We start from the raw sequence: 25,870 nt of genomic DNA, 5'->3' as shown, positions 1-25,870 counted from the left end.
GGGAACCATGCAATGAGTGAAGATCTAAAAGGCAAATCCACGCCGATGACCATGATCCAAGCGCTGCGATCAGCGATGGATGTGATGTTAGAGCGTGATGACAACGTCGTCGTCTTTGGACAAGACGTCGGCTACTTCGGTGGCGTATTCCGCTGCACCGAAGGTTTACAAAAGAAATATGGCAAATCGCGTGTATTCGATGCACCGATTTCCGAAAGCGGTATCGTGGGTGCGGCAATTGGGATGGGCGCCTACGGTCTGCGCCCTTGTATCGAGATTCAATTCGCTGACTATATTTATCCTGCTTACGATCAAATCGTTTCCGAAGCAGCGCGTCTACGTTTCCGTTCTGCTGGTGATTTCACCGCACCGTTAACGATACGTACCCCATGCGGCGGCGGTATCTATGGCGGACAAACCCATAGCCAAAGCCCAGAGGCGGTATTCACCCACGTCTGCGGTTTGCGCACCGTGATGCCATCCAATCCTTACGATGCAAAAGGTTTGTTGATTGCTTCCATCGAAAACAATGACCCTGTCATTTTCTTGGAACCTAAGCGCATTTATAACGGCCCTTTCAATGGCCATCATGATCAACCCGTAGTGCCATGGTCTAAGCATCCTATGGGTGATGTGCCTGAAGGCTATTACACCGTGCCGCTTGAATCGGCAGCCGTTTTCCGCGAAGGTAAGGACTTAACTGTACTGACTTATGGAACGATGGTATGGGTGTCTGAAGCAGCGACACAAGAAAGCGGTATCGATGCTGAAATCATCGACCTGCGCAGTTTATGGCCACTCGATTTGCCCACGATTTTGAAGTCGGTGAAAAAAACTGGCCGTTGCGTGATCGTGCATGAAGCGACGCGCACCAGCGGCTTCGGCGCCGAACTCACTGCACTAGTTCAAGAGCATTGTTTCTACCATCTCGAAGCACCTATCGAACGCGTGACAGGTTGGGATACGCCTTACCCGCATGCGCAAGAATGGGATTACTTCCCTGGTCCAGCCCGCGTTGCCGCGGCATTTAAACGTGCGATGGAGAAATAAGATGGGTATTCATGTTATTAAAATGCCGGATATCGGTGAAGGTATTGCAGAAGTTGAGTTAGTCGCGTGGAATGTCAAAGTAGGTGACATGATTGTCGAAGATCAGGTGATGGCGGATGTCATGACCGATAAAGCGACCATTGAAATTCCTAGCCCTGTGCATGGCAAGGTGTTGGCACTGGGTGGAGCTGCTGGTCAAGTGATGGCAGTTGGCTCTGAGTTGATTCGCATTGAAGTCGAAGGTGCGGGGAATGTGGATGCCAACGCAGCTGCGCCAGTAGCGGCTGCACCAACCACGGCTGCACCTGCACCAGCAGCGCCCGCTGCCGTGGAAAAGCCAGCTCCAGTTACGTCAGCTCCCGCTCCAGCAAGCACTGCGCCAGTCGCAGCTAAATCCAGCAGCACTCCGAGTGCAGCACGCGGTAACGGTGAAAAACCAATCGCCTCCCCCGCCGTGCGTCGTCGCGCCTGGGACTTGGGTATTGAATTGCAGTTTGTGCCGGGCTCAGGAACAGCGGGTCGTATTACACACGAAGATTTGGAAGCTTATGTCGCGCGCGGTCCAGTTACTGCAAACTCGGGGGGCAGCAGTTATCGCGAATTGCATGAAGAAACAGCGATTCCTGTTATCGGCCTGCGTCGCAAGATTGCCCAAAAAATGCAAGACGCAAAACGTCGCATTCCCCATTTCTCCTATGTAGAAGAAGTCGATGTCACTGAGCTTGAAGCTTTACGGAACCAACTCAATCAAAAGTGGGGCAAAGAACGCGGCAAGCTCAGTTTATTGCCTCTATTGATGCGCGCTGTAGTGTTAGCCGTACGTGACTATCCACAAATCAATGCGCGTTACGACGATGAAGCCGGTGTCGTTACCCAATTTGCTGCAGTTCATCTAGGCATTGCAGCACAAACACCAGCAGGTTTGATGGTACCTGTCGTACGTCATGCCGAAGCACGTGACCTTTGGAGTAACGCCAATGAAATGGGACGCCTTGCCGAAGCTGCGCGTACGGGCAAAGCAACGCGTGAAGAATTGTCTGGCTCGACCATTACGATTTCTAGCTTGGGTGCTTTGGGCGGCATCGTATCAACACCAGTGATCAATTCACCCGAAGTTGCCATCATTGGTGTGAATAAAATGGTGGAACGTCCGATGATACGCAATGGCCAAGTTGTGGCGCGCAAGATGATGAATTTGTCGTCGTCGTTTGATCATCGCGTGGTCGATGGTATGGATGCGGCACAGTTTATTCAGACGATACGTGGTTATTTGGAATGTCCTGCTACGCTGTTTATTGAGTAAAAAGCTCCCTCTCCCGCGAGCGGGAGAGGGTTGGGGTGAGGGTGATTCAGAAAAGTACTTCGCTCTTTAGGGCAGTAAAAAACGTCGTCGCACGACCAGAAATTTTTCCGCAGTTTACGGCACGTCCAAGCACCCTCATCCCTAGCCCTTCTCCCGCCTGCGGGAGAAGGGAATGTGACATAACAGAATTCAGACAATACTAATTCGGAACACATCATGCAAACAACATCCACAACCCTAGTCGTCATCGGCGGCGGCCCCGGCGGCTACATCGCAGCAATTCGCGCCGCGCAACTTAGGATTCCGACCATCCTGATCGAAGGCGATCAGCTCGGCGGTACTTGCCTCAACATCGGCTGTATTCCATCCAAAGCGATGATCCATGCCGCTGAAGAATTTGAAAAAGCCAAGCATTATGCGCACGGCTCTTCTATCGGCATCCAAGTCAGCGATCCCAGCATCAACATCGAGCAAACTGTTAGCTGGAAAGATGGCATCGTCAAACGCTTAACTAGCGGCGTCGGTGCGCTACTCAAGAAAAACGGTGCGCAAGTTATCAAAGGCTGGGCACAAATTATTGATGGCAAATCGGTCGCCGTGATGCAAGATGGCAAAGAAGTTCAGCGCATTACTTGCCAACACTTGCTGATCGCATCGGGTTCATCACCGGTCGAATTGCCTTTCATGCCCTTTGGTTCCAGCGATGGCAAAGTCATTAGCTCGACCGAAGCGCTCTCGCCCACTGAAATTCCTAAGAAGTTAGTCGTCGTTGGTGGCGGTTACATCGGCCTAGAGCTCGGTATAGCGTATCGCAAACTCGGTGCAGAAGTCGCGGTCGTAGAATCACTGGATCGCATCTTGCCTGCCTATGATGAAGAGCTCACCAAGGTCGTCAAAACAGCACTCAAACAATTGGGTATCGAAGTCCATTTGGGCTGCACGGTACAAGGGATGAATGCCGATCATAGCGCCGTGCGCGTTAAAAACGCGGCTGGTGAAGTATCTGAACTCGCTTGCGATAAAGTCTTAGTCGCGGTTGGACGTCGTCCTCGTACTGAAGGCTTTGGCTTGGAAAGCTTAATGCTAGACATGAACGGACGCGCCATCAAAATTGACGATCAATGCCGCACTTCGATGCGTGATGTCTGGGCAATTGGCGATGTAGCTGGCGAACCGATGTTGGCACATCGCGCCATGGCACAAGGCGAAATGGTCGCGGAAATTATCGCCGGTAAGCGTCGTCATTTCATGCCAGCATCTATCCCAGCTGTATGCTTTACAGATCCAGAATTAGTCGTTGTCGGCAAGTCACCGCAAGAAGCACAAGCAGCGGGCATCGAAGCAATTAGCGCGATGTTCCCATTTGCAGCAAATGGTCGCTCCATGACTTTAGAATCAAGCGAAGGTTTCGTACGCGTGGTCGCTCGTAAAGACAATCACCTGATCCTTGGTTGGCAAGCAGTTGGTAAAGGCGTCTCAGAACTCAGCGCGGCTTTTGGATTATCACTGGAAATGGGAGCAACTTTGGAAGATGTCGCAGGAACGATTCATTCGCACCCCACTTTAGGCGAGGCCGTGCAAGAAGCAGCATTGCGCGCATTGGGACATGCTTTGCATATCTAAAGAAGTTCAAGAGAAAAAGAAGTGCAATCAATGTGGGGGAAAGAGCAGATGCTTTTTCCCCTTTCTCTTTACGATACAAAACACATCAATTTGTTCGATTGTGCCGAGATGCTTTAACGAGGTAGCGATAGGTATGTTTGTCTAAATGGACTGAAACAAGGCCTTGTGCAGAACAAACTGACCGCTGTTCCGTAAAACTCAATTTAGCCATAAGGCGCAGCTTATCCGCAGCGTATACAAGCTGCCGCACACCACCATCTTGGCAAAGATTGCCCGCAATCTGCTGCAAAGCCTTCATCTCAGTACGTTGGCCTCTAAGATAGATGACAACTTGTCGCGCATCAGCACTCAAAAGAAGAATTGGCGCACCATGTCCCTCGTTTGTTTCGCTTTCAGAAAATTCAGCAATCCGCAAAACAAATGCATCACGTCCCTGATCGATATCAGCAACTTGCAAGGGTCCCAAGGGCCCAACTATCTGCTGAGCTTGAGCTAGGCCAGCGAACCACATCACAAACAACAAGACACTCGATGTCGCCATAGCTTGAATTGTTTTTCTCTGCATACATCCTCTGGATTCGCTTAGTTTGATTGTCTTTGGTTATTTTGACGACGACCCGACTAAGTCGCAAGGCAAAGTCGTACCTGCAATTCGAAATACCACACGAAAAATGATACTGGATTGCAGCACACTTAGAACAGAGATCAAACAAGAATTCGATGCTGTTTTAGCGAGACGACATGGAGATCATCAAACTTGCCTTTTTGTCGAATTTATTTAACAAATAAATGATGTCAAATATGTGAAGTCTGTCGCATCTTGAACATATTTTCGGGTCGCGGAGAAGAAAGATTCGTGAGGATGCCAGCCATTGGACGATTACTTGAGATTCGATGTTAAATTAATGTGTGCACTAATATATTCAGAAAACACGCAAATCATCAAAACTTTATATGGAAAGTAGCATTTTTCTCATTATTAAGTTTTATACATTGTATCGCTGAAAGCAAATTGCTATGTGGTTCAGGAGTCGACAATTCCATCATTCACGATTCATTGCGGTGATCAGTTTTTTCATCATTGCATTACTGACTCACAATGTTTCGAGCGCACAAAAACAAGCCGCAGAAAGCAGCACATTTGCGGCTGGCTCCCCCATGCCCTTAAGTGCAACCTTGGGTTCACCGATTATTCAAAATTTCGGCTCAAAAATATACAAAGCCCATAGCCAAAACTGGAGTTCCGTTCAAGATCAACGCGGTGTAATTTACTTTGGTAATTCGTCTGGCATCCTAGAGTTTGATGGGCAACGTTGGCAAAATGTTTTCATCAAAGGCAACCCGATGGTTAGGGCGCTCGCGAAGGATCAAGACGATACCATTTACTACGGCTCCATTGGTGATTTTGGCTATCTCGCAGCAAACCCAACCGGCAAGGTGCAAGCGTATTCGCTTCTCAATCGCTTACCTAAGAATGAGTTGGGATTCAACGACGTCTGGCAGATCGAAACGACCTCGCATGGTGTCTACTTTTTGACGCGAAGTCGCATCTTTCGGTATTTCCAAAACCAAGTAACCGCTTTGGATGGTCAACTCGCTTCATCTCAAGCAGTCGTCCTCAATGACCACTTATTTTACCTCGACAATGTGCGTGGCTTGAGTGTTATCCATAACGGTGCGATACATCCATTAACCGAATTTTCTAGCCTCGCAGATGGCAAACGCATCGTCTTAACCCGCTTCGCTGAACATCAAATTTTGGCAGGCAAAATTTCGGGCGGTTTCGCCTTGCTCGACCTGTCGTCCCTGTGGGATAGCCGCTCTCGAACTTACCGATCTGAAAATCAACGCAACAAGACAAACACAAGTTGGATCAAACCATTTCCAACCGCAATCGATCAACTCACCCACCATGACAGCTTATTTTTATATCGGATGATACCGATCGGTGAACAAGGCTTTGCACTTAGTACGATTAAGGGAGGAATCTTAATAATTGACCGACAAGGTCAAGTGTTACGCGCAATTAATCGCAACGCTGGTTTAATCGACAACACGGTAGCTGGGATCATGTTAGATCGCGCCAACAATTTGTGGGCAAGCACGAATTCGGGCATTTCGCACATCGAGCTAAGTGTTCCGCAAACGTCATTTGGCCCTTCGAATGGGATTGATGGAATTGTTATTTCTAGCTATTTTCATCAGGGGAATTTTTACGTTGGCACATATCAACACATCCTTAAACAACAAGCGTTTCGCTATACAACGCGTCTCGATACCCCGCAATTTACCGCCATTCTCGATAGTCCTGGCGAAACTTGGCAATTTATTGAAACATCGGGTGATTTGCTCGCCGTCACTGGGCGGGGACTGTTCAAAGTCATGGGTGACAAAGTTCAGCGAATCGAAGGCCCAAGCAGCGATGGATATGCGCTCGGTGTTTCGAATCGCTGGCCGAATACGGTCTTTATGGGAAAAATGGGCGGCATAGAAGTATTCCAGAAAGAAAAAGGCGAGTGGAAATTCCTAGGAAAAATCGATCAAGTCCGCGAAAATATTCGACGCATTACAGCAGATGCCAGCGGTGACCTTTGGCTTTCAACTGAAGTACAAGGCATACTCAGACTTCATTTCACTGGCACCACACCATTGCAAGTCGGCATGCATAGAATCGGCACAGAACACGGACTTCCCGACCTATCTGGCAATCGTGCAAAATTTTTTGACGACAAGCTTTATTTATTGAACGCCAAAGGAATTTTTAGCGCAAAAATCGCACCATGGGATGATTCGGTTGAATACACCCGCTTCAGCCCTGATCCACAATTCGGAAAGATCTATAACAAAGGCGACATCGGCATTTTCGATATTCATCCCGATGGAATGGGTACTTATTACCTGCAAACCACGGACGGTGTTCGTGCACTGACGCACCTTCCCGATGGTGGATTCACTACAAATGCAATGCCTTTCCGTGGTCTTGACACAATTGAAGAGCCGCTCTTCATTCATCCGCATGGCAGTATTTGGCTACCGGGTGAAAATTTGTTCCGCATCGACTTGCAGACGAACAAGAACTACCAAGAAGGCTTCACTGCACTCATCCGTAAAGTCGCTGCGAACACCAAGGAAACAATCTTTGATGGAACATTCGGACTCCCTAGCAAGATGAAGGAAGGGGAGCACACCGTTTTTCAGCGACAGCAATCCACCAAACAAATCCTACAATTGCCGTACACCCAAAATGCGCTGATGTTTGAATTCTCGGCAAGCTTCTTTGAGAAGCCTGGGTCACTACAATTTCAATATCAACTTGAAGGATTTGACCGAGAATGGAGCGAATGGAGCAAGGTAAATTCAAAGGAATACACCAACATTCCTGAGGGTCAGTACCGCTTTCGAGTACGTGCGAAAAACATTTACGGCACGCTAGGCGATGAAGCGAGTTTCGCGTTGACGATCTTACCGCCTTGGTATCGAAGCACTTGGGCGTATCTGCTTTGGATTATTCTCGCTATGCTCAGTTTGATGGGTGGAGTGCATCTCTATACACAAAGACTAAGACATAATAAAAAACAGTTGGAACATGAGATTGTCCTCCGTACAAAAGAGGCGGTTTCGCAACGTGAAGCTGCGGACAAGGCGAGGCACGACATCGCTTTGTTAGCCGAAATGGGAAGACATATCACCGCTTCACTTGAAATCCACTCAATAGAAAAAAGTCTCTACACCTATGTGCAAGAATTAATCGAATGCCACAGCTTTAGTATTGGTTTAGTCGATTGGGATCATCAAGTCGTTCGCTTTGACTTCGTGATGGAGGCGGAGCAATTGCTTAAGCCTTATCAACGCAGTCTCGACAACAAAGACCACCCTGCGATACGCTGCATTGTTCAAGCAAAAGAGCTGCTGATCAACCATATGTCGGCGACCACCCGAGAACACGATAGTTTTATGCCCTTTGATCTTGACAGTCGTCCATCGGTAAGCAACACCATCGCAGAATTGCCAGAACTCACCCATCCGCGATCCGCGATTTATGTGCCCATGCTTTTAAAACAAAAAGTAATGGGAGTTTTGTGCGTACAGCATGAAGATGCCAATACTTATATGGAAAACGACGTCGCGATCTTACGTTCGCTTGGCGCCTACGCTGCTGTCGCATTCGATAACGCCAGTTCCTACCATCGCTTACAATTAACGCAAAGCAAACTAGTCGAACAAGAAAAGCTCGCAGCACTTGGGTCACTCGTCGCTGGCGTAGCACACGAATTAAATACGCCCATAGGAAATAGCTTACTCACCGCCAGTTCACTTGAAGAAATGACGGTAAGCTTAGTCAATGAAATTGGTAACGGCACAGTAAGGCGCTCGCGTATTGAAGCTTTTGGCGAAAATGCCAAGCTAGCCTGCACCCTCTTAATGCGCAATCTTGCGACTGCAGCGAATTTAATTACGAGTTTTAAACAAATCGCGGTCGATCAAACTTCAGATAAGCGCAGGCTATTCAATCTCAATACCGTTACAACCGAGATTGCTTCGACTTTAGGTGGACGAATACGTCGCGATGAACATGAATTGAGCATTCGCATCCCCGGCAATATTGAAATGGATAGTTTCCCAGGTCCATACGGTCAAGTCATTACAAACATGATTATCAATGCGCTGATCCATGCCTTCGATGGTCGCAAGAACGGCGAAATGCGTATCAGCGCAGAACAAATCAATGAATCGCAGGTCAAGATTGTCATCAGTGACAATGGTAACGGCATTACGGAAGAGAACCTGACGCGAATTTTCGATCCTTTTTTCACCACAAGAATGGGCCAAGGTGGCAGCGGACTTGGACTCCATATTAGCTATAACATCGTCACTGCGATTCTGGGGGGATCAATCAAAGTCAAAAGCAAACTCGATAGGGGCACGATTTTTGAATTGATCCTGCCAATCGTCGCACCAGCGAGCAACAATGACAATGAGTCTTTGCACTAAAGAATGAACATTGGAACTGCTCCAATCCATGCATAAAAAAAATCCCATCGAAGTCCAACTTGATGGGATTTTTTCTTTCGGGGCAAAGTGCGATGTCAGTTTTTTTCATTCATGACGAAAACAAAAGCGATAATCGATAGCAAGCGAACAATCTCAATACCCGATTAATTTATTCGCTTTTACGGTCGCTCTTGCCGCATCGATCTTAAAAGTCTTGACAGACTCTGCCAAGAAATTCGCGCGCTCTTCTAGGGACATGACGGCAGCAGAGATCTCCTCGACCATTGCAGCGTTCTGCTGCGTACTAGAATCGACTTCACGCACTGCTTCGGCCATCTCGTTAATCTCATGGGACTGCTCATTCGATTCGCGAGTAATTTCATCCATGATAGCAGTTACATTTTGTACAGAGTTCACGATCTCTTTCATCGTCGTACCAGCATCATTCACATAACGCGCACCCGACTCGATGTCTTGAATCGAATCACGAATCAAATCCCCAATTTCTTTTGCTGCACTGGCACTGCGTTGGGCAAGACTTCGTACTTCGGATGCAACCACTGCGAACCCCCTTCCTTGCTCACCAGCTCGTGCCGCCTCGACGGCCGCATTCAGAGCCAAAATATTGGTTTGAAACGCGATACCATTAATGACCTCGGTGATTTCTCCAATTTTGCGCGAGGAGATCGTGATTTTTTCCATCGTTTCAACTGCTTGCGAAACAATCGCACCGCCTTTTGTCGCGACCTGAAAAGCAGATGATGCCAACTGATCTGCCTGTTTAGCATTGTCTAAATTATGCGAAACCTTGGCCGCCAGCGACTCCATATTTTCCGCAGTATGTTGAACTGTGCCAGCTATTTTTGCACCTCGTTCTGCTAAGTCATTATTGCCAGCAGCAATTTCCGTGGTTGCCAAACTGATCGACTCGGCAGATTCGCGCACCCCAGCAACAATGCGCGACAAAGCCTGCACGCTGGTGCGGAAAATATTAATTGACTCTGAAATTTCGTCCTGACCGATCGCGGCATTCGATGTGGTTAAGTCGCCCTCGCCGAGCATATTCACACGTTTCGACATGCTCTTAAAACCACTCATCGAAGTGAGGTAAAACGTGTATAGCGCATACATTGCAATGCTGAGCGCAATGATCACACCAATCAGCATAAGATTCCGATAATTCCTCAAGGTTTGGATACGCAATTCCAAAGCATTCCCCAATGCCTTTAAGGTTTTCTCTGTCAACGCTTCATTGGCAAGTATGACTTCACTTCCTGCACTGTAGATCGCTTTAGCTTGCCCACTTACCTCTGGCCCCATGATCGTCGTCTGAATTAAATTCAAATAGGCATCAGCGCGATCAAAGACGGTTTGGTCAACATCCTTTAGGGCACGCCCATTAACTTTGCTTACCCGAGACAAAGCATCTTTGGCATCCGTCACGTCACGCCTTATCAGCGCCATAAAAGCAGCGATGCGGGTACGCGTCGAATCAGCTTTATCTGGTTTAGCCGCAACATAGGCAACCAATCCGCGTAGGGGTGCTAAATTGGCCGTCACTTCCGGTAATTTTTCGGTTGAAGCTGCCATCAGATAGTAACTATCGACATCAGGATCGAGAGCCAAGCTCGACAATTCTGAAATCTGACGCCGCAGTTCAAGTAATGCCTCATTAATTTTCGAATACTTTGCAGTAATTTGTGCTGTTTCAGCATAGGTCGATCGTTCCGCATCCATCCAAGCTTCTTTTGCTTTGGCTAACACGGGCTTTAGCTGATAAGGGTCGGCCTCTGCTAAGGCTTTTTCCATCGCTGCAAAACCCTTTTCGACCGCATTCGCCGCTTCATTCGTCAGCGCTTTGTCCTCGATCTCCAGCAAACGAAGCAAGGCTTGACCACGATGAAATAGAACTGCATCCATTAAAGGATTCACACGCTTGTGAAAATGCACCCCAGTGGCTTCGTTCTCCGCGAAGTCTATGTCCGCATTCGCCTTATTCACATACAAATACAAAAGCATCATGAGAGGGATGAGCAAAGTAACGACAATAATTGAAAACTTTGCGGGCATGCGCAAACTGCGCATGATGAGTTTGCCGGGGCCAAAAATATTAAATGCCAATTACGCTTCTCCCATTAGAAATTGAAAACTCAATCCAATCGCTTCAGTCCATCTCGATTGTTTAATCGATATGACCACTTTGAAGCCACCATTATAGGAAGTGAGCTTTCCATCGGGAAATTCACAGGAGATAATGCGACACTATTTTGTTAAACATTGTTAAGCCGTTGTTTTCAGAGGCGAAAACAATTCTGTTTGCGCGAAATCAAGGCGAATTGAAGATTTGACGCATCAGCAGTCAACTAGATTCTCAGCCGATCTAGGACGTTTATTCGCTGATCAAAAGATCGATCCAATGCAGTCCTTCTAGATAAAAAAAAACCTCCAATTCGCTCGGTAAGAGAGAATTGGAGGCAAGCCTTAATACAACATGGTACTACTCAATAAACACGGTACAAAAATACATTGTATCGACAGCACTGGCAGACTTCAACGACCACTATCGTGGTAACACGGATGCCCCCATCAAGAACGCATCCACTTCACGCGCGCATTGACGGCCTTCACGGATCGCCCACACTACCAGCGATTGGCCACGACGCATATCGCCGGCTGCGTAAACTTTTTCAACATTAGTTTTGTAGCAGCCTTCACCATCAGTCGTCGCACGTGCGTTGCCACGAGCGTCTTTATCGACACCGAAAGCTTCTAAGACTTGCCCGACTGGTGAGACAAAGCCCATGGCTAGCAATACCAAATCTGCCTTCATTTCGAATTCGGAATCAGGTACTTCGGACATCTTGCCGTCTTTCCATTCGACGCGGCATGCGATCAGTTTTTCTACTTTACCGCCCTTGCCTTCTAGACGTTTGGTAGCGACTGCCCAATCACGATCGCAGCCTTCTTCGTGCGAAGAGGATGTGCGTAATTTGGTAGGCCAGTAAGGCCAGACTAAGGGCTTATTTTCCTGCGCTGGTGGCTGTGGCATCAGTTCAAATTGAGCGACTGATTTTGCGCCATGACGATTCGAGGTTCCTACGCAATCTGAACCTGTGTCACCACCACCGATCACGACCACGTGCTTACCGCTTGCCATGATCTGATCTTTATACTTGTCTCCTGCATTCACCTTATTTTGCACGGGCAAAAATTCCATTGCGAAGTGCACACCTTTGAGTTCACGACCCGGTACAGGTAAATCACGCGGCACTTCTGCGCCACCTGCGACGATCACGGCATCAAATTCTTTTTTCAACTCGTCGGGAGAGACTGTCTCTTTCGACCAGTTTGTAATATTGCTCGGAAAATCTTTACCGACTAAAACGCCGGTACGGAAAGTCACACCCTCAGCTTGCATTTGTTCAACACGACGGTCGATGTGGGATTTTTCCATTTTAAAATCAGGGATACCATAACGCAGCAAGCCACCGACGCGATCATTTTTCTCGAACACAGTCACATCATGACCAGCACGCGCCAATTGCTGCGCCGCCGCCAAACCTGCTGGACCCGAACCGACGATCGCCACTTTCTTACCAGTCTTGTGCGCAGGAATTTGTGGTGTAACCCAACCGTTTTCCCAACCCTTGTCGATGATGAAGTGTTCAATCGATTTGATGCCGACTGGCAGTTCATTGATACCGAGTGTGCAAGCAGATTCGCAAGGTGCTGGGCAAATTCTTCCGGTGAACTCTGGAAAGTTATTCGTTGAATGCAGCACTTCCAAAGCTTGTTGGTAGTTGCCGTTATAAGTCAGATCATTCCAGTCAGGGATGATGTTATTGACAGGGCAGCCGTTATTACAAAACGGAATGCCGCAATCCATACAACGTGCAGCTTGAATTTTGGCTTGGCCATCATCCAAATGCATCAAAAATTCTTTGTAATGCTTCAGACGTGTTTTAGGCGCTTCGCTCGCTTCTTGCAAGCGCTGGTATTCCATAAAACCGGTTACTTTTCCCATGATAAAACCTCTAATATTTTGAACGGGCTAGCTGCCCCAAATCTTTCTTTTGTCGAAAAGGCGCAGAGACTTCAAAGAGTTTTTACTGTCACTCCTGCGCAGGCAGGAGTCCAGTGGCGTTCTTTGATCAACTACAAGACACTGGATTCCCGCCTTCGCGGGAATGACGGCTCCACAGCCATCTCTCTTTTACACTTTCCTGCATTCCCTCTGCGTACTCTGCGTCTCTGCGGCGATGTTATTCAGCCCTTAAGCCGCTTTTTCCAATTTCAAAGCAGCCTGTTCCGCCACATACATCTCAGCCAAAGCGCGCTTGTATTCGTTCGGGAATACCTTCACAAACTTCGCGCGGCTACGTGCCCAGTCGTCCAACAAATTGCGGGCGCGGGTGCTGCCTGTGTGTTTGAAATGGCGCTCTATTGAACTACGCAAAATCGCTTCATCCGTTTCACGCTCACCCCCGCGTGTTTTTGCATGCCACAGAGATTTGTCGATAGTCTTCTCTTGCTCGTCACCCGCTAACACCGATTCCAAGGTGACCATCGCCATATTGCATTTCGCTGCGAATTCACCATCCGGGTCATACACATAAGCGATACCGCCTGACATACCCGCCGCGAAGTTACGCCCTGTGGCACCAAGCACCACCACCGTACCGCCTGTCATGTATTCGCAACCATGATCACCGGTACCTTCGATGATCGCCAATGCGCCGGAATTACGTACCGCAAAACGCTCGCCCGCCACACCGTTAATGAAAGCTTCACCCGCAATCGCACCGTACAAGACCGTATTGCCGCAAATGATGTTATCGACAGCCCAACCACGGAATTCCGTATTTGGACGGATAATGATGCGACCACCTGACAAGCCTTTACCGACGTAGTCATTGCCTTCGCCAACCAAATCCAAAGTCACGCCGCGTGCCAAGAACGCGCCCGCTGATTGGCCCGCTGTACCTTGCAACTGCACGTGAATAGTGTCATCAGGCAAACCAGCATGACCATAACGCTTCGCTACCTCACCCGACAACATGGCACCAACCGTGCGGTTCAAGTTTTTGATCGGCTGGATGAAAGAAACTTTCTCACCGGTTTCCAAGGCCAATTTCGCTTGGGCGATCAACTTATTGTCTAGCGCTTTATCCAGACCATGGTCTTGTTCTTCCACATGACGAACCGCAGCATCCGCGCCTGCATCCACTTGATGGAAAATGCGGCTGAAATCTAAGCCCTTGGCTTTCCAATGTGAGATCGCTTTTGACTTATCTAAGAGATCAACGCGGCCGATCAATTCGTCGTAAGTGCGAATACCCAACTGCGCCATGATTTGACGCGCTTCTTCTGCGACAAAGAAGAAATAGTTCACCACGTATTCTGGTTTACCAGAGAATTTCTTACGCAGTTCTGGATCTTGTGTTGCGACACCGACCGGGCAAGTATTCAAATGGCACTTGCGCATCATAATGCAACCTTCTACGACCAACGGTGCTGTCGCAAAACCGATTTCATCTGCGCCCAACATCGCTGCGATCACCACGTCACGACCGGTTTTCATTTGGCCATCAGCCTGTACACGAACACGACCGCGCAAGCCATTCAAGACCAAAGTTTGCTGCGCTTCAGACAAACCGAGTTCCCACGGTGTACCGGCATGCTTAATCGATGACAAAGGTGACGCACCAGTACCACCGTCATGGCCAGCGATCACGATGTGATCTGATTTTGCTTTAGTCACACCTGCCGCAATCGTACCGACGCCCACTTCAGATACCAATTTCACCGAGATCGATGCACGTGGATTGACGTTCTTCAAGTCGTGAATCAACTGCGCCAAATCTTCGATGGAATAAATATCGTGGTGCGGTGGAGGCGAAATCAAGCCAACGCCTGGTACTGAGAAACGCAATTTCGCGATGTAATCAGATACCTTATGACCGGGCAACTGACCACCTTCACCTGGCTTCGCACCTTGTGCCATCTTGATCTGAATCTGATCAGCAGAGCTTAAGTATTCTGCTGTTACACCGAAACGGCCAGAAGCAACTTGTTTGATACGTGAGCGTAAGGAATCGCCTTCTTGCAAAGGAATATCAACCTCCACATTTTGCGCACCAATCACCGAGGCCATGGTCGCGCCTTGCTTGATTGGTATGCCTTTCAATTCTTGTGTGTAACGCGCTGGGTCTTCACCACCCTCACCTGTATTCGATTTACCACCGATACGGTTCATGGCAATCGCCAAAGTCGCATGGGCTTCGGTGCTGATAGAGCCCATAGACATCGCGCCCGTGGCAAAACGTTTGACGATTTCTTTGGCTGGCTCGACTTGGTCCAGAGGAATCGCTTTGCTAGGATCAATCTTAAATTCAAACAAGCCACGCAAAGTCATATGACGTTTAGATTGATCATTGATGATCTGTGCGTATTCTTTGTAGGAATTGAAGTTATTCGAACGTGTGGAATGCTGCAATTTCGCAATCGAATCTGGCGTCCACATATGATCTTCACCGCGAATACGGAAAGCATATTCGCCACCCGCGTCCAAGGCATTGGTCAACACAGGGTCGCTACCAAAAGCAGCCTTGTGCAAGCGCAACGCCTCTTCTGCTACTTCAAATACACCGATACCTTCGACATTCGATGCAGTGCCTTTGAAGTATTTGTCGACCAAGGATTTGTTCAAACCAACGGCTTCAAAAATCTGCGCGCCGCAGTAGGACATGTAGGTCGAGATGCCCATTTTCGACATGACTTTATGCAAGCCTTTGCCAACTGCTTTGGTGTAGTTGTAGATGGCTTTTTCTGCGTCTACGTCTTTCAACTTGTTCGCCATATCCGCGAGCGTTTGCATCGCCAGGTAAGGATGTACCGCTTCTGCGCCATAGCCAGCCAGCAAGGCAAAGTGATGCGTTTCACGTGCAGAACCTGTTTCTACCACCAGACCGGTTGTGGTGCGCAAACCTTTGCTCACCAAATGTTGATGCACGGTAGAAGTCGCCAACAAAGCTGGTATCGCCACAAAGTTCGCATCCATTTTGCGATCAGTGATGATCATGATGTTGTGACCGGATTTCACCGCATCAACCACTTCCGCGCAGATGGATGCTAAGCGTGCTTCGATACCATCTTTGCCCCAAGCGACTGGATAGCAAATATCGAGTTCGTAAGATTTGAACTTGCCGCCCGTATTCGCACTGATATTACGCAGCTTGGCGATGTCGTCAAAGTTCAAGATCGGTTGCGACACTTCCAAACGCATCGGTGGATTGATGTTGTTGGTGTCGAGCAGATTCGGTTTAGGGCCAATGAAAGACACCAAAGACATCACCATCGCTTCGCGGATTGGATCGATCGGTGGATTCGTCACTTGCGCGAACAACTGTTTGAAATAGTTGTAGAGAGGTTTGAGCTTGTTCGACATCACCGCCAAAGAAGCATCATTACCCATAGAACCAATCGCTTCTTCACCCGATACCGCCATTGGCTCCATCAAGAATTTGATATCTTCCTGAGTGTAACCAAAGGCTTGCTGGCGATCCAACAGTGACGCGGCTTCTGGCGTATTGTCTGGCTCGCCTTTCAAGGAACTGAGCTTGATACGCACTGAATTAATCCACTGCTTATAAGGCTTGGCGTTGGCGTAGGTATCTTTGATTTCTTTATCGTCGATGATGCGACCTGCTTCCAAATCGATCAAGAACATCTTACCCGGTTGTAGACGCCATTTTTTGATGATGCGTGCTTCCGGAATGGGTAACACACCCGATTCCGACGCCATCACCACTAAATCATCGTCAGTAATAATGTAACGCGCTGGACGCAATCCATTGCGATCCAAAGTACCGCCAATTTGACGACCATCGGTAAATGCCATCGCCGCTGGACCATCCCATGGTTCCATCATCGCTGCATGGTATTCATAGAAAGCACGACGATTGTCGTCCATCATCGTATGATTTTCCCACGCTTCAGGAATCATCATCATCATCGCTTGGGCGATTGGATAGCCCGCCATCACCAACAATTCAAGCGCATTATCGAAACTTGCGGTATCGGATTGGCCTTCAAAAATCAGCGGATAGAGTTTTTGCAGATCGTCACCGAGCACAGCGGACTTCATCACGCCTTCACGTGCACGCATCCAGTTGAAGTTACCTTTCACCGTGTTGATCTCGCCGTTATGGGCAATCATGCGATATGGGTGAGCCAATGGCCATTCTGGGAAAGTATTTGTCGAGAAACGCTGATGCACCAAAGCCAAAGCGGATACGCAACGTTCGTCTTGCAAGTCTTTGTAGTAGACGCCGACTTGGTCAGCCAACAGCAAACCTTTGTAGACGATGGTACGTGCCGACATCGACGGCACGAAGTATTCTTTGCCATGCAAGAGGTGCAAAGCCTCAATCGCATGCACTGCCGATTTACGAATCACGTACAGCTTACGTTCCAAAGCATCGGTCACCATGATGTCTGGGCCGCGACCGATAAAGATCTGGCGTATCACTGGCTCTTTTTCGCGCACTGTCGGCGACATCGGCATCTCACGATCGACCGGCACATCACGCCAACCCAAGACTACTTGGCCTTCAGCGCGCACCGCACGTTCGATTTCTTGTTCGCAGGCCAAACGGGAAGCATGTTCCTTCGGCAGGAAAATCATGCCCACGCCATATTCGCCTGGCGGCGGCAATTCCACACCTTGCTTCGCCATCTCTTCGCGATAGTATTGATCAGGAATTTGAATCAAGACACCCGCACCATCACCCATCAAGGCATCGGCACCGACCGCGCCACGGTGATCCAAATTTTTCAGAATCAACAAACCTTGCTCAACGATGGCATGCGACTTCTTGCCCTTGATATGCGCAACAAAACCGACACCACAGGCGTCTTTTTCATTACTTGGATCGTATAAACCTTGTGCGTGCATAACATTCCCCTACTTTGCGTGATACCGAAGTACCTACTGATGTTTTGCGAGAACTTCCAAATAAAGTTTTGAAAACTCGCAAACAGACAATGAAAAATCAAACTTGGGCTCAAGAATAGTGCAGCGCAACAGGAAAAACAACAAGAAAAATTAGGGTCAGAGTTTATAAAAACTGGTCTTATTTTTCATTATTTTTTATTGGGGACGGAGTCAATATTACTATATGGATTGGCAGCTATGAAACAGGCGAACAATAGTGATTCCTTGTCGTATTTCGCTTTGAAAGTGGTTATGTGGAGCTTGGGAAAGTTAGTGTGCGCTTTGCACCCAAAAAGGTCCTTAGGGCGAAGAGCAAACAACAAAACTCGTCCAACTTAGAGATTCCCTTTGTTCAACTGGATTGATATGCAGCATAACAATGAAGCCTCAAGCCCCATCTGCTTATCGCAGACATTTGAACATCATTGTATTAAATGAATGCATGTGTTAACTTCGGTTTCTTTCACTTTAAAACAAGTTAGCCACACTCGAAGCATTCACGGTAGGAAATAAAAAATATGGTTGAAAAGATCGGACATATTAAGAACCCGCTTACGGTGATCGCTATATTTGCGGCACTAGCCGAGGTCAGTGGCACAGTAGTTTTGCCATTCCTGGATAAGGAAATACAGCACGTCTACGTCTGGTTTTTGATGTGCTTTCCAATTTTGCTTGTCGCAATCTTCTTTTTTGTACTCTACAAAAAGCACCATGTTCTTTATGCCCCAACCGATTTCAAAGATGACAAAACCTTCACAGACCTCTTTGAAAACGCCACAAGTTCTGCAAAGTTTGCGAAAATCAATAGTGAGCAGGAGGATCCGATTGCAGAACCAACTGCTGACACTCAGGCAAGACAGGAACAGCCAACAGTCGCAACGAACCCCTCGATCTCCGCAGCCGAAACGCTTCGTCGGTCATTTCAGGGAAACGGCCTCCTTGCTGAAGAGCTTGTAATTGCCAAATTGGCGAGAGATCTCGGCCTCAAATTCGATCGAAATTTGGCTGTCAAGGGCCAGCCAAAGTTGGTATTCGATGCGGTCTCAACCTCATCAGATAGGGCCGTTGTTGCCGAAGTTAGATTTACTAGGCTAGGCAATGTTCCAGATCCAATTCTTTCGGAGTACTTTGAAAGAGTGAAACGTTTTTCTGAAACGCTACCAGACGAGCTTAAGAATAAAATTGAATTCATATTTGCCTTAGCAACTGACACAGATGAAGAATTTCGCCTGAAACGGATGGACAAAACCATTGAAAAAATTCGCACATACTCAGAAGCATATTCATTTAAGACGGTGGTTCGCCTCTTCAAGATGCAAGACCTTGAGCGCGAGTTTTCCGTTCAGTAGCGCCTACGTGGCTAACCCATCATTCCACCGGACCCGCGCGAAAAGCCGCGTAGTCCGGTGAATTCAGGCGTTAAAGCCACCCCTCCGCCTCGCCTAATTCAACCACCCTATGGCGCATTGCGGATCAAACCTACAACTTCCATCAACGCAGCAAGAACCGAATAAGTACCCGCACTCGTTTTCACTATCCTTCGAGTTCATATGAAACTTCGCCAATCACTCTCACACATGCGTAAATTGATGATCACCAGCTTGATTCTTTCCTCTACGCTAACGTGCGCAATCGCCCAAGATATCGGCATTGCATTTTCGATTCTGATCCCTGGAAACTTCCAAGATGAAGATCTTGATAAATTTAATTTCCCAGCATACGGCTGGCTGGCGCTGGTCGTCAAAGATGGGCGTTGGGAATTGATGCCAACCAAGGTCAGCATTGAGAATCAAGTGGTCACATCGAACTATGACAAGGCTATTGCGCTATTGCACGAGCGTAGCCTTACGCCAGGGAAAGTCGACACGCCAAATATGAAGTTTTCTGGCGAGCGAAGACGCTTATTTAGAGACGATCCTGGCACCATCAAAATGAACTACAAAGGTATGGAATATGGGCTCACCATGAACAAATCCGGCAAGATTACGCTTTATAACGGCGTGTTGAGCACGACCTTAGAGGAAGTTCGTGCAGGCGTCTCACTGGTTTGGGCAGGCGACCTCGATAAAGATGATAAGCTCGATCTCATTATTGAAACCGAGACAGAAAACAACGCAACTTACTGCCTGTTCCTGTCAGGAACGGCTGGAGAAAAAGCATTGGTGAAAAAAGTGGGATGCCAGTTCTATAGTGGCTAGTCTCGCCATTCATTGGTACTGATTTTTTGTGCACAACTTCGACATTGAACTCTATGCAAATCAACACGTCACAAGACAATTAGACTTGCTAGACGAGTTTTTGAATGACATTGACAGCTTCCAACAACCCCATGAATCTAGACTCTACAGTGATCCAATTCCAAGCTTCAATCATTGCTCTAGCCACCAAAAGACTTGGTCGACCTCTAACAGACCTTGAGCAATCCTTTGTCACACGGCATGAGGGCTTCCTAGCGTTGGAGGGCATTCATGATATGGTGTGCACACTACCGATCTCAGCCTTGCAACACTAAATTCAATCAGAGGCTGGGGAAGAGTCGCCATCACCTAGCACTCCCGTCAGGTAGATGCGAGATACCACTTTTCACTACTCAGTTACAGCACCTTAAAACTTCCTAATGAAATCACTCCTCACTCTATTTCTACTGGCATCCCTCACAAGCTGCGCCAGCACCGACACTTTCCAACTAATCGCCAACCCAACACCCATTAGCAAAGATACGGCGGCGAACATCTCTGCTGATCAATTTGAAAGCGGCCTATTTACTTCTTCACGCGGTACGCAGTTGGCTTATCGTGTCTTGTGTCCATCGAAACCGATTGCCGGGCAACAGTATCCTCTCGTGGTACAACTGCATGGTTCTGGCGAAATTGGAACCAACAATCTTGCGCAGTTGGATCGCTTGGCGAAAAGTTGGGCGATGCCTGACATTCGAGCGCGCTATCCGGCTTATGTGTTGATCCCTCAGTTCCCGATTCGGAGCGCGAATTACGGCCCCGCATCACCTACGCAACATGCGGTGGCGTCTGCTGCGCTCGAAGACGCACGAGAATTGATAGCCGACTTCAGGTCCAAACATGCAGTCGATGCCTCGCGTATTTACGCAACGGGGTTTTCTATGGGCGGTTCTGCGACTTGGCTATTACCTAAGCTGAGTCCAAATACCTTTGCAGCAATCGTACCGATTGCGGGAATTGCACCACCGGATTCTGATGCGACGAGTTACTTCGACCTACCAATTCTAGCAATGCACGGCAACGCGGATAATGAGAATCCTATCACCGCAGACAAACGATTCATCACAACGATCACCCAACTTGGCGGTCAAAAAGCGACGCTGCGTGAATATCAAGGACTGATTCATTTACCACCTGCTGATGTCTATCCTGGATATTGGTGGCGAGATTGGCTTTTTAAACAGCGACGCAAATAAGTCTGCGCAAGATATTCATGGTGAGACTATTTCATGAGTGGATGGATAGTCGCTTTAAAATTCGAACTCAGATACGCACTCACCATTAACTTGATCACTTCTAAAAGCTTTCATCATGCCCAAATACTTAATCTCCTTCCCAGCTGCCGCAATGCAAGTACCAGAACATGAATTAGCGCAAGTCGGTCATGATGCGCATGCCGTGATTGAAGATGCGAAAGCGGCTGGTGTGTATGTGTTTGCCGGTGGCATTGATGAGAGCATTGCCCCTGCTTTGGTTGCTTCCGATGGCAAGGTCACGGCGGGTGGCTATACTTGGGCGCCTGCACTCAATGGTGGTTTCACGGTGTTGGAATTGACGACTCGCGAGGAAGCGATTGCTTGGGCGGCACGAATCGCTACAGCGTGTCGCTGCCAGCAGGAATTGCGAGTATTTGGTCTTGATACACAATTGTGAACATCTCTCTCCAGATAGAGCCCTAGATAGGGACGGCATTTTGCAACGATATTCCTTCGCTACCTATCTTTTCAGTCCTTGCCCGCAATAGCTCGGGTTAAACATTTTTAACAATCCTGTCATCGCATTTCAAAACACACGCGTTAAATCCCCAAGAGGTAACCGCGGATTGTCTCTCCTTTTTTAAATACATTATGTAGCTTGCACAAACAGACTGGCTCCGACGCCAATTTGCGATGCGCGATGTATTTCATTTTTAAAGAATCAATGGAGAGTTGTTATGGCATACGTCTATGGTGATGGCAGTTATTTCGATGAGAGAACCAAAGGGTTTGATTCGAATGGTTTAAGTTCAACATTTAAGGTGCAGCGCGACATGGTGTCGTTTGGCACATTGTCTGCCAATGACGCAACGGATTGGTACCAACTGAATCTAGATGGACCAGGACGCTATACGATTTTTTTATCGACCGATCCTATTAACAACTACAGCAATACGCACCTCTGGACTGAAAACGCCAGTGGCATACTTGTGACCATCACCGATCGGAATGGTGTGCCCGTTCGCGGTACGGAATCTAGCTTTGCGAATCTCACTTCCGATGGTCGAATTAGTTTTGATTATCATGGGGACTATTCACGCGGCGATTTCTTTATTAAAGTCAGCAATCTGTCTTACGGATCAACTGACTACGTGATCGGTTTAGAGGCAAACAGCGTCGCCGGTTTGAATGTCTATGGCAGTTATGCACATGATTATTTGCGCGGCAGTACAGGAGACGACTATATTGATGCCTACGGTGGCAGCGATACTATCGTCAACGGTGCTGGTAATGACACGATCAATGGTGGTACGGGACTCGACTTTTTGATCATGGCGGGCGATATGAGTGAGTACCGCACAAGTGGTACCCTGAGCGGTTTGGTGATCAAAGACACGCTGGGAGAAGAAGGGATTGATCATGTTACCCAAGTTGAGCGTTTGCTTTTCGACGACTTTGCTTTGGCGTTTGACGTGAACGGCGCTGCGGGACAAGCTTATCGTTTGTACCAAGCTGCGTTCAATCGCCAACCAGATCTTGCTGGACTCGGATACTGGATTGAGAAGTTGGATGATGGAATGAGTCTGAGTCGAGTTGCTGGAGAGTTCTATCATTCAGACGAATTTCGGTCGCTATATGGTAACGTCACCAGCAATGCGACTTTCATTACAACCTTGTATCAAAACGTCTTACACCGTGCACCTGATCTAGGCGGATATGACTACTGGAACTACAAGCTGAATAGTGGCGATATGTCTCGCGCCGAGGTATTGATGAGTTTTAGCGAAAGTGCGGAAAATCAGGCGCAAATCATAGGACAGATACAAGGCGGTATGACCTATATTGAATGGGGAAATTAAGTATCAGGCGAGATCTCCATCGATTAGACCACAACAACAAACGCGCAACCAATTCGAGGGTATCCATGAATTGGTTGCGCGTTTTTTTGCTTGTCCAACATTGCAAATTCCTTCAAACAGATCTGCGAGGTCTCGATTTTTCCCAAAGAGACTAGCATAATCGCTACACTCACCTAGCTATTCATGTGTTTCCTCGGCTCATTGAGTCGATCAATGCAAACTTAATACCATTGAGCTAGCCGACTGGTTTGCATTTTGGACGACACGACTCGATGCCGTTGGCACTATAAATCGACAGAAATTTCACAGAAACTCAACAGGAATTCATCATAAAGTAAGGACACATCGCAATGACACCATCACTGCCGCTCGATTTGCTCGCAACTTTACGCAACCGATTTCAACAAAATAGCCAACGGCACCCAACACTCATCTGGGCTGATGTGGAATCTAGGCTCCAATCCAATCCACAGAAGTTGTCTATTCTGCAGGCGATGGAAGATAGTGGCGGCGAACCCGATGTGGTGGACTTTGACGAAGCCAGCCAAACCTATCTCTTTTTTGACTGTGCCGCAGAGAGTCCCATTGGTCGGCGTGGCTTATGTTACGACCGTGAAGGATTGGAATCTCGAAAAGAAAATCAGCCCGCTAATACGGCTATCGATATGGCGAATAGCATGGGCGTTAGCATCCTCACAGAAGAGGACTATCGTTACTTAAAACAACTTGGTGAATTCGACAAGAAAACCTCAAGTTGGATCATGACGCCCAAAGCGATACGCAAACTAGGTGGCGCTTTGTTTTGTGACCGCCGCTACGATCACGTTTTTGTCTACCACAATGGCGCGCAATCTTACTACGCTGCTCGCGGATTTCGAGCGTCGCTCGCGGTGTGATCTCCAGTGACTCCTGCCGCAATCCAAGCCTATTTCGGGACAAGTAGAATTCGCCGAAGACATCTTGTCCCGCTGTTCATCCGCATTCCTTTTCAATTTAATTGGTAATCGGAAACGATGCGTTAAAATCAGATAGACTGCACGCTTCCCCAACGAATATTCACTTTATTGATTGGTACAGCTCATGCTAAAACTGACAACATTTCATCGGCGATCGCTTCAAATTGGAGTGTGCCTGACATTTTTGACGCATAGTCATGTGCAGGCACAAACTGCCCCAGCTTCTGAAGTCGCCCCACCGTCTGACAATCAAGGCTTGGTGAAAGATCGCGAGCCTTTGCCACTTTGGGAATTAGGTGCGTCGGCGTTCGCGCTAACTCAACAAGCGTATCCAGGATCGGATACCTACGTCAATCGAGCCTTAGCTGTCCCTTACTTCTTATATCGTGGAGAGCACTTTAGAGTGGATCGCGGGAATACCGGTTATCGTGCAGTCAAAACCCCGCAATTTGAATTTGACATTGGTTTTGCCGGAGCGTTTGGTTCGAGCTCTGATAAAGTCGAAGCACGCCGTGGAATGGAAAAGCTCGGGAGTCTGATCGAATTTGGACCTCGCTTCAAATGGAATATCAGCAATCCGGAGGCCAACGGTCGCTGGCGTTTTGAATTGCCAGCTCGCGCAGTTTTTGATATTAGCAATCAATTTAAACGACGCGGCTACACTATCGAGCCAGAAATCGAATTTGAAAGGCGCGCGTTTGGCGGGTGGCGTTACAGCACAGGATTGTCTGCAGTATGGGGAAATCAACAATTCGCCGACACTTTTTATCAAGTCAAACCCAATCAGGTTCTGATTGATCGCCCTGCATACCAAGCGAAAAAGGGATTGATTGCGTGGCGCCTGTCGGGTTTCATTTCCCATAGTTACACGAACGATTTCCGCGTCTTTGCTGGCGTGCGCGTCGATAGTGTCATCGGCGCGGCCAACGAAGATAGTCCATTAGTGAAGCGCAAAACCGCACCATCTCTCTTGCTGGGCATGACTTACACTTGGATGCGCTCGGATCGTACCGAATTTGATTAATCCTTGTCTGCGATGGCGCGTCCAATCCTCTTCTTTGAGAATCAACTTCAGTTCCGAAATTGGCTAGAGCTGCATGCCAATCAAGAAACAGAGTTGCTCGTCGGTTTTTGGAAAGTCGGCAGTCAACAAGCTTGCATGAGCTGGTCCGAGTCGGTCGATCAAGCTTTATGTTTCGGTTGGATTGATGGTGTTAGGAAAGGTATTGACGCCGAGTCTTACACTATTCGATTTTGTCGACGTCGATCGGATTCGATTTGGAGCGCGGTCAACATAGAGAAATTTGCAGTACTAGAACGCATAGGGGCGATGACTGATTTGGGGCGGGCTGCGTTTGCGCTTCGTCAAGAAACGAAATCCAAGATCTATGCTTATGAGCAAGCAGAAATCGCCCAGCTCACGCTAGACGAAACCGTGCTTTTCCAACAAAGGCCCGTCGCTTGGGCATATTTTGAAACATGCCCACCTAGCTATCGAAAAACAATTCTACATTGGATTACACAAGCAAAAAAATCAGAAACCCGAATGAATCGACTCATGAAGACCATCGAGGCAAGCGAAGCCCATACACGTTTGCGTTGACTATCCCACTTCGCTGATCGTGGAAAAACACGTGACCAGCGAATCCACCGAGTTCG

16 protein-coding genes are annotated in these 25,870 nt (G+C 48.0%); 12 read left to right on the top strand and 4 right to left on the bottom strand.

Translation table 11 applies throughout. The annotated features are described in order from the left end of the window. Positions 1-12 precede the first annotated feature (12 nt). The 3 genes from KDM90_RS12400 (at position 13) to lpdA (ending at position 3,976) form a co-directional block, all read left to right on the top strand. Positions 13-1,050, top strand: a complete 1,038-nt coding sequence (locus KDM90_RS12400) for an alpha-ketoacid dehydrogenase subunit beta (protein WP_212675939.1) — start codon at positions 13-15, stop codon at positions 1,048-1,050. A 1-nt stretch (position 1,051) separates the two neighbouring features. Further along, entirely contained in the window at positions 1,052-2,353 is a 1,302-nt protein-coding gene (locus tag KDM90_RS12395; protein ID WP_212675938.1) for a dihydrolipoamide acetyltransferase family protein, read from the top strand. A 213-nt stretch (positions 2,354-2,566) separates the two neighbouring features. Continuing rightward, positions 2,567-3,976, top strand: a complete 1,410-nt coding sequence (lpdA, locus tag KDM90_RS12390) for a dihydrolipoyl dehydrogenase (protein ID WP_212676185.1) — start codon at positions 2,567-2,569, stop codon at positions 3,974-3,976. 85 nt (positions 3,977-4,061) lie between these two features. On the opposite strand, the gene KDM90_RS12385 is transcribed toward lpdA, so the two are convergent. After that, positions 4,062-4,541, bottom strand: a complete 480-nt coding sequence (locus tag KDM90_RS12385; protein WP_212675937.1) for a hypothetical protein — start codon at positions 4,539-4,541, stop codon at positions 4,062-4,064. Between the two features lie 452 nt (positions 4,542-4,993). Between KDM90_RS12385 and KDM90_RS12380 the strand changes: the two genes are divergently transcribed. Continuing rightward, a complete protein-coding gene (locus KDM90_RS12380; RefSeq protein ID WP_212675936.1) occupies positions 4,994-8,968 on the top strand; it encodes an ATP-binding protein in 3,975 nt (1,324 codons plus the stop codon). Positions 8,969-9,121: 153 nt separating this feature from the next. Here the strand turns inward: KDM90_RS12380 and KDM90_RS12375 are convergent, their stop codons facing one another. The 3 genes from KDM90_RS12375 to KDM90_RS12365 form a co-directional block, all read right to left on the bottom strand. After that, positions 9,122-11,089: a methyl-accepting chemotaxis protein gene (locus KDM90_RS12375; protein ID WP_212675935.1), complete on the bottom strand. Its 1,968-nt coding sequence runs from the start codon at positions 11,087-11,089 to the stop codon at positions 9,122-9,124. 439 nt (positions 11,090-11,528) lie between these two features. Then, positions 11,529-12,992, bottom strand: a complete 1,464-nt coding sequence (locus tag KDM90_RS12370; protein ID WP_212675934.1) for a glutamate synthase subunit beta — start codon at positions 12,990-12,992, stop codon at positions 11,529-11,531. Positions 12,993-13,241: 249 nt separating this feature from the next. Beyond that, entirely contained in the window at positions 13,242-17,924 is a 4,683-nt protein-coding gene (locus KDM90_RS12365; RefSeq protein ID WP_212675933.1) for a glutamate synthase-related protein, read from the bottom strand. 557 nt (positions 17,925-18,481) lie between these two features. Here KDM90_RS12365 and KDM90_RS12360 point away from each other — a divergent pair. The 8 genes from KDM90_RS12360 to KDM90_RS12325 all read left to right on the top strand — a co-directional run bounded on the left by KDM90_RS12360 (position 18,482) and on the right by KDM90_RS12325 (position 25,814). Then, positions 18,482-19,312, top strand: coding sequence for a hypothetical protein (locus tag KDM90_RS12360; protein WP_212675932.1), 831 nt, complete (start codon positions 18,482-18,484; stop codon positions 19,310-19,312). A gap of 201 nt (positions 19,313-19,513) precedes the next feature. Continuing rightward, positions 19,514-20,161: a hypothetical protein gene (locus KDM90_RS12355; protein ID WP_212675931.1), complete on the top strand. Its 648-nt coding sequence runs from the start codon at positions 19,514-19,516 to the stop codon at positions 20,159-20,161. Between the two features lie 419 nt (positions 20,162-20,580). After that, on the top strand, positions 20,581-21,396 hold the full coding sequence (locus tag KDM90_RS12350) for a carboxylesterase family protein (RefSeq protein ID WP_212675930.1): 816 nt from the start codon (positions 20,581-20,583) through the stop codon (positions 21,394-21,396). A gap of 115 nt (positions 21,397-21,511) precedes the next feature. After that, the gene (locus tag KDM90_RS12345) at positions 21,512-21,853 is read left to right on the top strand and encodes a YciI family protein (protein WP_212675929.1); all 342 of its coding nucleotides are present in this window, start codon (positions 21,512-21,514) and stop codon (positions 21,851-21,853) included. A gap of 280 nt (positions 21,854-22,133) precedes the next feature. Next, positions 22,134-23,255 (top strand): DUF4214 domain-containing protein, encoded by a 1,122-nt coding sequence (locus KDM90_RS12340; protein ID WP_212675928.1) that lies wholly within the window; start codon positions 22,134-22,136, stop codon positions 23,253-23,255. Positions 23,256-23,605: 350 nt separating this feature from the next. Further along, entirely contained in the window at positions 23,606-24,151 is a 546-nt protein-coding gene (locus KDM90_RS12335) for a DUF4256 domain-containing protein (RefSeq protein ID WP_212675927.1), read from the top strand. A gap of 184 nt (positions 24,152-24,335) precedes the next feature. Beyond that, positions 24,336-25,235: a MipA/OmpV family protein gene (locus tag KDM90_RS12330; protein ID WP_212675926.1), complete on the top strand. Its 900-nt coding sequence runs from the start codon at positions 24,336-24,338 to the stop codon at positions 25,233-25,235. A gap of 12 nt (positions 25,236-25,247) precedes the next feature. Continuing rightward, entirely contained in the window at positions 25,248-25,814 is a 567-nt protein-coding gene (locus tag KDM90_RS12325) for a YdeI/OmpD-associated family protein (RefSeq protein WP_212675925.1), read from the top strand. Positions 25,815-25,870: the final 56 nt, after the last annotated feature.

The organism is Affinundibacterium fentianense (assembly GCF_018139545.1).
Lineage (GTDB): Bacteria > Pseudomonadota > Gammaproteobacteria > Burkholderiales > Burkholderiaceae_D > Undibacterium > Undibacterium fentianense.
This window is presented reverse-complemented; position numbering and strand designations above follow the sequence as displayed.

What these genes read in the sequence shown, in the direction of transcription:
- KDM90_RS12400 (WP_212675939.1), top strand. Translation starts at nt 13, where the DNA reads ATGAGTGAAGATCTAAAAGGCAAATCCACGCCGATGACCATGATCCAA.
- KDM90_RS12395 (WP_212675938.1), top strand. Translation starts at nt 1,052, where the DNA reads ATGGGTATTCATGTTATTAAAATGCCGGATATCGGTGAAGGTATTGCA.
- KDM90_RS12385 (WP_212675937.1), bottom strand. Translation starts at nt 4,541, where the DNA reads ATGCAGAGAAAAACAATTCAAGCTATGGCGACATCGAGTGTCTTGTTG.
- KDM90_RS12380 (WP_212675936.1), top strand. Translation starts at nt 4,994, where the DNA reads ATGTGGTTCAGGAGTCGACAATTCCATCATTCACGATTCATTGCGGTG.
- KDM90_RS12370 (WP_212675934.1), bottom strand. Translation starts at nt 12,992, where the DNA reads ATGGGAAAAGTAACCGGTTTTATGGAATACCAGCGCTTGCAAGAAGCG.
- KDM90_RS12365 (WP_212675933.1), bottom strand. Translation starts at nt 17,924, where the DNA reads ATGCACGCACAAGGTTTATACGATCCAAGTAATGAAAAAGACGCCTGT.
- KDM90_RS12360 (WP_212675932.1), top strand. Translation starts at nt 18,482, where the DNA reads ATGGTTGAAAAGATCGGACATATTAAGAACCCGCTTACGGTGATCGCT.
- KDM90_RS12355 (WP_212675931.1), top strand. Translation starts at nt 19,514, where the DNA reads ATGAAACTTCGCCAATCACTCTCACACATGCGTAAATTGATGATCACC.
- KDM90_RS12350 (WP_212675930.1), top strand. Translation starts at nt 20,581, where the DNA reads ATGAAATCACTCCTCACTCTATTTCTACTGGCATCCCTCACAAGCTGC.
- KDM90_RS12345 (WP_212675929.1), top strand. Translation starts at nt 21,512, where the DNA reads ATGCCCAAATACTTAATCTCCTTCCCAGCTGCCGCAATGCAAGTACCA.
- KDM90_RS12340 (WP_212675928.1), top strand. Translation starts at nt 22,134, where the DNA reads ATGGCATACGTCTATGGTGATGGCAGTTATTTCGATGAGAGAACCAAA.
- KDM90_RS12335 (WP_212675927.1), top strand. Translation starts at nt 23,606, where the DNA reads ATGACACCATCACTGCCGCTCGATTTGCTCGCAACTTTACGCAACCGA.
- KDM90_RS12330 (WP_212675926.1), top strand. Translation starts at nt 24,336, where the DNA reads ATGCTAAAACTGACAACATTTCATCGGCGATCGCTTCAAATTGGAGTG.
- KDM90_RS12325 (WP_212675925.1), top strand. Translation starts at nt 25,248, where the DNA reads ATGGCGCGTCCAATCCTCTTCTTTGAGAATCAACTTCAGTTCCGAAAT.